This window comes from Kordia antarctica (genome assembly GCF_009901525.1).
GTDB lineage: Bacteria > Bacteroidota > Bacteroidia > Flavobacteriales > Flavobacteriaceae > Kordia > Kordia antarctica.
Window position 1 is genome coordinate 5,017,857 of the sequence record NZ_CP019288.1, and the last position, 12,005, is coordinate 5,029,861.

At 33.2% G+C, this 12,005-nt stretch carries 9 protein-coding genes; 5 read left to right on the top strand and 4 right to left on the bottom strand.

Going from position 1 to position 12,005, the window contains the following annotated elements; translation table 11 throughout:
* The first annotated feature begins 172 nt into the window (after window positions 1–172).
* The 5 genes from mtaB to IMCC3317_RS20995 all read left to right on the top strand — a co-directional run bounded on the left by mtaB (window position 173) and on the right by IMCC3317_RS20995 (window position 7,191).
* Window positions 173–1,510 carry a tRNA (N(6)-L-threonylcarbamoyladenosine(37)-C(2))-methylthiotransferase MtaB gene (mtaB, locus tag IMCC3317_RS20975; protein ID WP_160131429.1) on the top strand — a complete coding sequence of 446 codons (1,338 nt, stop codon included), beginning with the start codon at window positions 173–175 and terminating at the stop codon, window positions 1,508–1,510.
* Window positions 1,511–2,078: 568 nt separating this feature from the next.
* Window positions 2,079–3,713 (top strand): CTP synthase, encoded by a 1,635-nt coding sequence (locus IMCC3317_RS20980; RefSeq protein ID WP_160131430.1) that lies wholly within the window; start codon window positions 2,079–2,081, stop codon window positions 3,711–3,713.
* A gap of 98 nt (window positions 3,714–3,811) precedes the next feature.
* Entirely contained in the window at window positions 3,812–5,734 is a 1,923-nt protein-coding gene (yidC, locus tag IMCC3317_RS20985) for a membrane protein insertase YidC (protein ID WP_160131431.1), read from the top strand.
* A gap of 244 nt (window positions 5,735–5,978) precedes the next feature.
* Complete coding sequence (locus IMCC3317_RS20990) at window positions 5,979–6,473, top strand: hypothetical protein (RefSeq protein WP_160131432.1); 495 nt, start codon at window positions 5,979–5,981, stop codon at window positions 6,471–6,473.
* Between the two features lie 478 nt (window positions 6,474–6,951).
* A complete protein-coding gene (locus IMCC3317_RS20995) occupies window positions 6,952–7,191 on the top strand; it encodes a hypothetical protein (RefSeq protein WP_160131433.1) in 240 nt (79 codons plus the stop codon).
* A gap of 94 nt (window positions 7,192–7,285) precedes the next feature.
* Here the strand turns inward: IMCC3317_RS20995 and IMCC3317_RS21000 are convergent, their stop codons facing one another.
* From IMCC3317_RS21000 to IMCC3317_RS21015, 4 genes are all read right to left on the bottom strand, one after another.
* Entirely contained in the window at window positions 7,286–8,284 is a 999-nt protein-coding gene (locus IMCC3317_RS21000; RefSeq protein WP_160131434.1) for an LLM class flavin-dependent oxidoreductase, read from the bottom strand.
* Between the two features lies 1 nt (window position 8,285).
* Entirely contained in the window at window positions 8,286–9,599 is a 1,314-nt protein-coding gene (locus tag IMCC3317_RS21005) for an AMP-binding protein (protein WP_160131435.1), read from the bottom strand.
* Window positions 9,600–9,737: 138 nt separating this feature from the next.
* Complete coding sequence (locus tag IMCC3317_RS21010) at window positions 9,738–10,913, bottom strand: radical SAM/SPASM domain-containing protein (RefSeq protein ID WP_160131436.1); 1,176 nt, start codon at window positions 10,911–10,913, stop codon at window positions 9,738–9,740.
* 5 nt (window positions 10,914–10,918) lie between these two features.
* A complete protein-coding gene (locus IMCC3317_RS21015) occupies window positions 10,919–12,004 on the bottom strand; it encodes a glycosyltransferase family protein (protein ID WP_160131437.1) in 1,086 nt (361 codons plus the stop codon).
* Between the last annotated feature and the right edge of the window lies 1 nt (window position 12,005).

Below are 12,005 nucleotides of genomic sequence, written 5' to 3' on the forward strand. Positions count from 1 at the left end.
AATTGTAAATTTGCAGGCTTATACCGAAAGAATTACGCTTTTTTTGAGTGAATTTGTAAGGTTTAAAAGTACATAAATAATACCATTTATCAAGTGCATTTTATTCAGTAATTACACTTGACAAATGGTAAACTAACACAAATCGCTACCGCTTTGGTAGAAAAGTACCGAAATGAACGATAGAAAAAAAGTCGCTTTTTACACGTTAGGTTGCAAACTGAATTTCTCAGAAACGTCTACAATTGCTAGAAATTTTCAAGAGGAAGGTTTTGAAAAAGTAGATTTTTCAGAACACGCAGATATGTATGTTATTAACACATGTAGCGTGACGGAAAACGCGGATAAACGTTTTAAAACTATTGTAAAACAGGCGCAAAAAATAAATCCTGATGCGTTTGTGGCGGCAGTTGGTTGTTATGCGCAACTGAAACCTGAAGAATTGGCGGCGGTTGATGGCGTGGATTTGGTGCTTGGCGCGACAGAAAAATTTAAGATTACCGATTATATTAATGACTTAACCAAAAACGACTTCGGCGAAGTGCATTCTTGCGAAATAGAAGAAGCAGATTTTTATGTTGGAAGTTACTCCATTGGCGATCGGACACGTGCGTTTTTAAAAGTGCAAGATGGTTGCGATTACAAATGTACGTATTGCACAATTCCGTTGGCGAGAGGAATTTCAAGAAGTGATACATTGGAAAATGTATTGAAAAATGCTAAAGAGATTTCTGAGCAAAATATCAAAGAAATTGTGTTAACTGGCGTAAATATTGGCGATTACGGAAAAGGGGAATTTGGCAACAAAAAACACGAACATACGTTTTTGGAATTAGTCCAAGAATTAGACAAAATAGAAGGAATTGAACGCTTGCGAATTTCTTCCATTGAGCCAAATTTATTAAAAAATGAAACGATTGATTTCGTATCAAAAAGCAACACATTTGTTCCACATTTTCACATTCCATTGCAAAGTGGAAGCAATACTTTATTGCGTTTAATGCGTCGTCGTTATATGCGTGAATTGTATGTTGATCGTGTGACGAGAATAAAAGAAGTCATGCCAAATGCGTGTATTGGCGTGGATGTGATTGTTGGATTTCCTGGCGAAACGGATGAATTATTTTTAGAAACCTATAATTTCTTAACCGAATTAGATATTTCATATTTACACGTATTTACATATTCAGAGCGTGAAAACACAGTTGCAGCCGAAATGGAAGCTGTTGTTCCTTTAAACGTTCGTAAAAAGCGAAGTAAAATGTTACGTGGATTATCTGTCAAACTTCGAAGATCGTTCTACGAAAGTCAACTCGGGAAAACAAAAACGGTTTTATTCGAAGGTGAAAACAAAGAAGGTTACATTCACGGATTTACTGAAAACTACGTAAAAGTAAAAGCACCTTGGAATCCTGAATTGGTAAATACGTTACAAGAAGTTACACTCACAAAAATCGATGACGACGGAATCGTGCGTTTTGATTTCGTTACTGAAATGATTGCTTCGAGCTAAAATCTTTAAAAATTATTGTAAAGACAGTTGAATAAGTTTAAATAGGTCATAATTAGCACAATTTTTTTCTTTTTCCGCAGTATAGCAGACATGTTTTCGTTCAGAATTCTTTATGTTTCTTGGGATTTATAATACTGTTTTTCCACCTAATAGAGCTTAGAAAACTATAATTCAGAAAAATGGTTGCGGTTTTAGTTTTCGATAGAAAAACTAAAAATACCTCTGGAAAAAGTGCACTTTCTTTTGTTTCTGTTTTCTTTGTGCGAGCAAAGAAAATGAAAATTGAAAGCTGAAAATGTGGTTTTTAACCTAAAACATTATTGAAAATGGGTAAGGTTTTTATAGAACTTATAACAAACTCACGTTACCTAAAAAGGCTGAAATCATAATTATACTTAATCTCCTTCAAAACACGAAAGCTTAGTACGTTGATAATCAGTTTCATCAGAAAAAAAATATAACGATTGAATCCACTTGAAAAATAGTTATTCAACCTTTATTAATTATAAATTCTTCTTTGTACTTTTGCCGCCGAATACAACAACAACAACACAACACACTATTACTAATGACAAACACCAAATACATATTTGTTACTGGCGGTGTTACTTCTTCTTTGGGAAAAGGAATAATTGCGGCTTCACTAGCGAAATTATTACAATCCAGAGGTTATAGAACTACCATTCAAAAACTAGATCCTTATATTAATGTTGATCCAGGTACGTTAAACCCGTACGAACATGGAGAATGTTATGTAACGGAAGATGGCGCGGAAACAGATTTAGATTTAGGACATTACGAACGTTTCTTAAATGTGCCAACTTCACAAGCAAATAATGTAACTACAGGACGTATTTACCAAAGTGTGATACAAAAAGAACGTAGAGGTGAATTTTTAGGAAAAACGGTTCAAGTAGTTCCGCATATTACCAACGAAATTAAAGAACGAATTCAAATTCTAGGAAAATCTGGAAATTATGATATCGTAATTACTGAAATTGGTGGAACTGTCGGAGATATAGAATCATTACCATATATAGAAGCGGTTCGACAGTTATTGTGGGAATTAGGAGAACACAACGGAATTGTAATTCACTTAACCTTAGTCCCTTATTTATCTGCCGCAGGCGAATTGAAAACAAAACCAACACAACACTCTGTAAAAACGTTGATGGAAAGCGGAATTAAAGCAGATATTTTGGTGTGCAGAACCGAACATGAACTTTCTGAAGAAATACGTCACAAATTAGCATTATTTTGTAATGTAAAACGGGAAGCAGTTATTCAATCCATAGATGCAAAAACTATTTATGATGTTCCAAATTTAATGCTTGAAGAAGGATTAGATACAGTCGTACTAAAAAAGTTAGATTTAGTTGATGAAGGAACTTCCGATTTAACAACTTGGAATAAATTCCTAACGAAACTAAAAAACCCTAAACATACAGTTACAATTGGTTTGGTTGGTAAATATGTAGAATTGCAAGATTCATACAAATCTATCCTTGAATCATTCATTCATGCTGGAGCAGAAAATGAAATCAAAGTAAATGTTGAGATGATTCATTCTGAGCATATCACAGAAAAAACAATAGCAGAAAAATTCAAAAATTTAGACGGAATATTAGTCGCGCCAGGTTTTGGAGATCGTGGAATAGAAGGAAAAATAAGAGCTGTTCAATATGCACGTGAACACAATGTCCCATTCCTGGGAATTTGCTTAGGAATGCAAATGGCAGTGATAGAATTTGCCAGAAACGTATTAGGATTAGAAAGTGCAAGTTCTACGGAAATGAACGCAAACACGGCAAGTCCAGTAATTAGTTTAATGGAGGCGCAAAAAAATGTAGAAAATAAAGGCGGAACAATGCGTTTAGGTGCATGGGAATGTGAACTAAAAGAAGGAAGCAAAGTACATGACATCTATGGGAAATCTATGATATTAGAACGTCATCGCCACAGATATGAATTTAATAACGAATACAAAGATAAAATTGAAGCGGCTGGATTAGTAGCTACAGGACTCAACCCAAAAACTGGATTGGTAGAAATTGTAGAATTGCCATCACATCCTTGGTTTGTTGGTGTTCAATATCATCCAGAATATAAAAGTACAGTAGCCAATCCGCATCCATTATTTGTTGCTTTCGTAAAAGCAGCATTAGTGTATTCAGAAAAAAAACAAAATGCCACTTTGGCATAAAAGCATAATTTGGGTGCTTTTTTGAGTAACAAAAAAAGAAAAAAGGTGTCTACCAGTGTAGATGCCTTTTTGTAAGATTAGCATAAATAAACGATTAGATGGAAGAAAACAAGTTTGACTACAAACAATTTATAGGATTTGCTCTAATAGCCTTAATTGGAGTTATTTGGTACAATAGTACATTACCTTCGGAAGAAGAACTTGCTGCAGCAAAAGCTGAAAAAGCAAAAACGGAACAAGTAATTACGCAAACTACAGATGCTACCAAAGCCGCAGTTATAGAAGAAACTACATTAGATCTTAACGATTCTACGCAATTAGCCAAATATAAAAGTACTTCTGGTGCGTTTGGTTTCAATGCCGGAAAAGTGTCAATGGATGATGTAACAACGATTGAAAATGAAGTGTTAGCATTGAAAGTTAGTAACAAAGGTGGGCAAATCGTTGAAGTACATGTAAAAGGGCAAATGGTCAAAGGTCAATTTGAAAAATTAGTAACCTACGATTCACTTCCTGTTTATCTTGTGAAAGATGGAAATTCATCATTCGGATTAAACTTTACAACGGCGGAAAATCGTGTTATAAACACAAAAGATCGAGCATTTGAGCCAACATATACTGAAAATGATAGTACCAAAGTACTTTCGATGAAGCTGAAAGTGGCTGCAGACAAATATTTAGAATACCGTTACGAGATTAAGGATGATTACATGATTGACTTCACCGTACGTTCGCAAGGACTAAATGGAGTTGTCAATGTAAGTCAGCCAATAAACATGGAATGGAAACTGAAGAGTTTTAGACATGCAAAAAGTGTAACCTACGAAAATCGGTACACAGATTTACACTACGAATTTGACGAAGGAAATGATAGTTACTTAGGACAAGCAACAGATGAAGAAACCATCAATGATGTTACTTGGTTGGGCTACAAACAACACTTTTTCTCATCAATTTTACTAACAGATACGACTTTCAAAAAAGCAACACTTTCTACGGATAACATTGTAGATAGTGAAATGCCAGAGAAAGATGTAAAATTCTTAAAGCAATTTGGCGCGTCTATTCCGTTAGAATTAAATGGTGGCGAATTAAATTACAATATGAATATGTATCACGGTCCAACGGATTACGATACGTTATCAGCTTATGACAGAAACCTTGACGAAATTGTGCCATTAGGTTGGGGAATTTTTGGTTGGATTAACCGTTTCTTCCTAATTCCGTTATTTGGATTCTTAGGTACATTCTTACCAGCTGGAATCGCAATTGTTGTTATGACAATCTTAGTTCGTTTATTACTTTCGCCAGTTACGTACAAGTCGTATTTATCGCAGGCGAAGATGAAAGTAATTCGTCCAGAAATTACTGAAATCAACGAAAAGTACAAGGATGATGCAATGAAAAAGCAGCAAGAAACCATGAAATTATATGGAAAAGCTGGCGTCAGTCCAATGGCAGGTTGTATTCCTGCATTAATGCAAATTCCTGTATTCTACGCGTTATTTATGTTTTTCCCATCGGCGTTTGAATTAAGACAAAAAAGTTTCTTGTGGGCAGAAGATTTATCTTCTTATGATACCATTTATCAGTTCCCAGATGGATTCAGTATTCCATTATATGGAGATCACATCAGTTTATTCCCAATCTTAGCTTCGGTTGCTATTTTCTTTTACATGAGAATGACCACAGGACAACAGATGAGTTCTATGCAACAACCTACACAAGAAGGAATGCCTGACATGAGCAAAATGATGAAATATATGATGTATTTCTCTCCATTAATGATGTTATTCTTCTTCAATAACTACGCAAGTGGATTGAGTTTATACTACTTTGTATCGAATTTAATTACAATCGGAATCATGTTAGTCATCAAAAACTACATCATTGATAACGATAAAATTCATGCAAAAATAGAAGAGAACAAAAAGAAGCCTAAAAAGCAAAACAGGTTCCAAAAGAAAATGCAAACCATGATGGAACAAGCAGAAGCACAGAAAAAAAAGAACGGTAAATAGGAATCCGTAGATCAAATTATAATAAAAAGCTTCTCAATTTGAGCAGCTTTTTTTTGTTTTGATGAAAAATAAATAGTATAAAGTAGAAAAAATATTACATAAAACTATGATTTAAAGTAAGATTCTTGTAATTTCAACAATAAATATGCTTTAAGTATACAAAAAGGTTTGTATGTGAAAGAAATTCTTGTTGTGCGTAATATTAATAAACATCAGAAAATGTATAATTTATTTAAATTGAGCTATGAAACATAAGAATAGAAATTTATTGTTGCTTTTTACATTCCTTTTTCTCGCGGGATGTTTTGCAGGAAGTAGTGCAGGTCTGAGTAAAATAGATTTGTATCATCATGCAATGATGCGAAGCAATCTTAGAGATAATCCTAAATCGGTACAGTACTTGAAAGAAAACAATCTAGATCTATATCATCATGCAATGATGCGAAGCAATCGTAAGGATAATCCTAAATCAGTGCAGTATTTAAAAGAAAACAATCTAGATCTATATCATCATGCAATGATGCGTGGCAATCGCAAGGATAATCCTAAATCGGTACAGTATTTAAAAGAAAACAATCTAGATCTATATCATCATGCAATGATGCGTGGCAATCGAAAGGATAATCCTAAATCGGTGCAATATTTAAAAGAAAACGATCTAGATCTATATCATCACGCAATGATGCGTGGTAATCTTAAAGACAATCCTAAATCGGTAAGATATTTAAAGGGTAAGTGAAAAATTATCAAAATGATATCACTAAGTTACTACTTTGTTTCTTGTAAAAAGTAGTATTAAATCGTTTTATACCATTTTTAATTTCATTGTTATAAACTTGAGTGCTACTTTTAATAATAGGAAATAGCAGCTAAGTATATTACTTTTTTCTCTGGTAGTATTTTGATAATCACCTTGTGAATACCTTAGGCTTGTTTAATAAATGAGAGAAAATTATGAAGTTTCAAGATTTAGAATACGCTTATTCCTCTCACATATTTAAAAATCAACATTGGATTACCGATTTCTATGATTCTTTTTCTGAAAAAACAGAAGTAGTTCATTAAGGAGTATTGACAAAAATCAACAAAAACCTAAGATAAAACTCCTCAAACCCAAACCATTAAATCATCACAAAAACGTTAAAATATTACTATAAACTCTTTTCGAAACAAAATAATACCTATATTGGTGTTGAAAATAGTTAAAACGAATACATATGAAAGCTAATAAAAAAATGAAAGTCTTAAAAGTTCACCAAAAAGAATCATTACTTGGAGGATTTAAAGGTGGTTTAAACCTAAACCACAGAGTTTCAGATTGTAACGATCCGACATGTAGCTGTTGTGATCACGCAACGCCAGTAGCACCATCTGAGCCATACCAACCACACCAGCCATCTGAACCGTATCAATCATCTGATCCATATCAGTCGTCTGATCCAACTGGAAGACTTTAAGAAAATAAGTATTTTATAACATATATTGACTTCATATAATTCAAATAATTTTATGAAGTCAATATATCCATGTTTTATTGTGAACGATTTTTTACTACAAACGTAACTTCGTAATTACAGTATCTATTTCCAACATTTCATTAAAACCAGTCTTTGGTATTTCAATGATGATACTTTCAATTTTGTTGTCAATATACTGTTGCACATAATTTGCAATATCAGTATAACTGCCTACTAAGTACGGAACATCTGAATAGCCTTTTACAAAAGGAGTCAAATTATAAATTGAATCTTCTGCCGAATTTTTATAACTTTCATATACTTTTTGTTTCCAAACCGAATTGGATTGTTTGATAGAAATCTGCTGTAAAATAGTTCGCTTTCTATCCACTTTACAAAAAGAAGCTAAGACTTCTTGCGCTTCCTCAGAAGTTTCTCGTGCAATAATTCCAATATGGTAACTCAGTTTTTTTTCTTTGTTTAAAGAAACATTCGCCAAGCATTCGCCCATTTTAAGTTGCGTCATATTTTTTTTCTCAATCAAACTTTGTGCAAATTCAGAACTTCCTGCAATATGAAAAACAGGTTGTAATTCTTTAGGCAAAGAACCTTTAAAAACGATATTTTCTAAAGTGTAATATGTTCCTTTAAACGAATAGGTTTCATTCTCGTTGGCTGTGAGCAACTCTTGTACAATTGTGATAAATTCATCCAAACGATTGTATTTTTCTTCCTTAGAAAGTGAATCGTTAATCTTCAAAGAATCAACGGCTGATCCGCCAGTAATAAAGTTGAGGTAAATTGGTCGTTGGTAAAATGTAGATAAATTATACAAATTTCGAACTACGTACAAAGGATGCACAAAGCACGGATTTATTGCGATAAACGGAAGCTTAGAAGATTTTGATAATAACTCTTGCGCAAAAAACCACGGATTTATCGGACCTTCAATAGATTCTGGTAACAAAGTTCCTGAGAAATCTGACGCGTCTGTTTGCTTGATAAAGTCTGTCAAATAATCTGCAAACGATGTTTTTTCTTCAAAAACTGAATCGCGCGAAATTCCTAAAAGATTAAATAATTGTACGCTCATATCAATGTCTACTAATTTTTCCTGTGGCAGTTCTTACCAACGATTTTACTTCGTTTATAAAATCTGGCAAGGAATAGTTGGGTAAATTCTGTTGTAAAAAATTGATCAATTCTGTTTTCTTGTAATTTGATAACGGAATAATATTCGCAATCAATGTATCATTCTTAGCCAAAACCTGTACTTCCTGAATCATCTCAGAATCCAAGATAACTTTTTCAATATAACTCGGCGAAATCTTATAACCTTTCACTTTCAAAAAAGATGCTTTCCGATCTATAATTTTAAGTTTTTCGTTTACTAAAACTCCAATGTCTCCAGTTGCAATTTTAGTAGAATCATCAATAGAATTCACTAAAATTTCATCAGTAATATTGATTGAATACACAGGAAGAATACTATATGTATTTGTGTTTTTGTCTAAACTTTCAAACCTGTTTAAACCAATCACAGAAGGAATTTCTGAAATTCCATAGCGAATAGAAAATGAAACAGTATTATAAATTTCATGAAGCGATTTCAATACGGTTTCATGTACAAAATCGCCTCCAAAACCAATATGTTTCAAGTTACTAAAATGAACTTTCTTTTTAAAAACGAGCAACTGTTTATAAAAATACGGAACGCCTTCAATGGCAGTAACTATAGTTTTAATTTTCTTATTCGTAATCAAACGAAATATGCTACTAAAAGTTGCTTCACTCGGAATAACTAGCGTGCTATTTTGGTGTGTATATTCTAGCAACGCACTAAAACCATACGAATGCGTCAAAAACGGACTAATCATAACCTGTTGATTTTCACAATACGGCATAAAATCATGTTTTCGAATTGCTTCTAAACTTTTTTCAAATTGCAAAAAAGTATTCCAAATCAACTTTGGTTTTCCTGTCGTTCCGCTAGAAATAAATCCGATTGATGGAACTTTTTTTGTTTTAGTTTGATGATTCTCTGACTGATTTTTTAGTTGACTTAAAGTCAGATCATTCACAGAAAACTTTGAACTCACTTTTTCTTCTTTAGTTGAAATCACAAAACTGCAAGAAGCATCTATTAGTAAACTTTTTTCAAGTGTTGTATCTATCTGAAACGGAAGCAATACAAACGATTTTTGATGTTTAATACACGCCCAAATACAAAAAACCAATAACGCTTGATTTTTAATTTTCAGCGCAATAACTTCATCATTTTTAGCAAGAAATTGTTTTTCAAAATCTTTTACAAACACAAACAATTCCGCAAATGTATATGACGCACTTTCTGTCTGAAGATACGTTTCCGTTGGTTTTCTATTTGCTAAAAGTTTATACAGATTCATGTTTCTTAAAATCTCTGTTGTTTATTATCCTGTTTTCTTTTTTCTGAAGTACAGAAAAGTTTTTGCATTAAAAATTTTTGAAGCTAAGATCAAAATATTTTTTTCATCCGAAACGTAGGTGATTGAGCGGAGTCGAAATCACATTCCATTAGAAAACAAAATCTCACACTTTGAGCAAATCGGCATCAATTCGTTATTATGTGTTTCTCTAAATTTGGTAAACGTTTCTCCGTGCCAAACGTCCTTCATTTCGTTTTCATGCAAATTCCCCATGTTGAATTCCGTGAACTTTTTACACGAAACCACATTTCCAGAAGGCATTACGTCCATACGATTCGAAATTCCCAAACACGTTGCTTTACAAGATGGCGCTTGTGATTTTCCTCTCAAATATGCTTCAATTTCATGCAACTCCAAATTTGGTTGAAAACGAATGCGAATGTTCCAAGTTTTCTCCATAATTCGATGAATTTGCGCCAACAAATCATCAAACAATTTCATATCAATATGAAAATCAAACGATTCCCATGTTTTGCGTTTAATACGAGATTTTTCAAGCCAAGAAAACTTTTCATCATAAAAATCATTCATCTTAGCAGCTTCATCTTCAGGAATATACCAAGGAAAATTAAAATACAAGGTGTCAATTCCTTTAGATTCAAAATACTCACAACATTCATACAAATGCGGAATTACATCTTCGCTAAAAACGGCAGCAATTGAAATATGACCTTTGTAAATTCCTTGGTTTTGTAAATCAATCAAATGATCTACATTGTCCATAATTTTCTTAAAAGTTCCTTTTCCTCTCAGTTTATCGTGTTGCGCTTCCAAACCTTCTACGCTTACCAACATTGTCAATTTATCAGAAATTTTAATCAACGAATCGATCTTTCGTTTAATTGATAAACCATTTGTGCAAACCACCGTATCGCGCGGATCATTTGCCAACAATTCAACCAATTCATTCCAATACGTATAAATCATCGGTTCGCCGCCCCATAAATACAAATGCGACTTTTTATGTCGTGTTTCGTCCAGCAATTTCTTGATAATATCAATGTCCAAATCTCCTTGAACTTTCACTTCTTTTTTATCTAAATGTCTATGAAAACCAACATCATTCCATTGAAAACAATGTGTGCAACGCAAATCGCATCTATTGGTGAGTTTCAAGCCAATTTCATGCGGAACTTCCGAAGCAAACGTTGGATCTTTTTGGCGTTCTGTATAACATTTTCGCGTGAAATCAATTTTCTTTTTCAATCGCTGTAATGCTTCTTTTTTATAAGGTTTGTTACTTTTTGGTTGCATGTGAGTTATGAGTTAGCGAGTAAATTTATATACGTTTTTAGAAAGCAAGGTGTTTCTTTTTTGATGGAAATAATTCGTTCGTGTATTTCATTTAAAAGTGTAGCTTGTTTGTCACTTTTTTGCCAAGTTTCTATGGAAATTCCTAGTTGTAAAGTTTCCCACAATTTTTGGTTACTATTTTCATTTTTTCCAACAGTTTTTAGAAAAATTAATGGCGTTTCTGTAATCAAAGAATCCATTAAAGTCATTCCGCCAGGTTTGCTGACAATTGCGTTGCTTTTTGCAAGCACATTCAAAATTCCTGGATGTTTTTGATTTGTTTCAAAGGCAATAGTTCTATCTGAGTCAATTCTCCCGAAAGGAGGAAAACCATTTTCATACAACGGATTCCAATTCGGTTTATTCGCGTACAACGTACTATTTTCAATTTTTGAAGCGATTTTTAAATCGTTTACAATCAAGTTAACATGATAGTTTTGCGTGAATTGTTCCGTTGTCGTTGCAAAATTTCCCAAATCCCAACCGCCGCCGTGAATTGTAACAGTATTTTTTCTTTCAGAATAGGGAAGTGGCTGGATTTCTGGAATATTCAACACATAATTAATTTTATTTTCAGAAGCGTTGAAAAATGATAAATCGTTTGTGATAAGTTCGTTCAGTTCAGCGAATTTTCCCCAAGTAGACGAAACTGCCGAATCTACGCGGCAACAATCAATCGTGCAATTTGGTTGTTGTTTTTTATACGATTGAAGCGTTTCTAACCACAATCCTGAAAAGCATAAAAAATGAGTAGAATTATTCGTTTTCCATTCATAGAAAAGCGTTTCTAATTTTTCGTCGCTCAATTTTTTAGTATATTTCACAGGAATCCGAGAAGCGATTTGAACCAAACGTACATCTTTTTTAAAAGCTGCTTTTGTACGTTCAAATTCGGTCATTGCATTTTCATCAAAAAAACGCTCAATAATATAAATATTTACTTCATAACCAAGCGTTTTCAACTGTTCATAAATCATCAATGCGGGAAAATAAACTCCGTAACCAATGATGGAGGAAACAATATTTATAGTATGTACTTCTTTGTTTTTCATC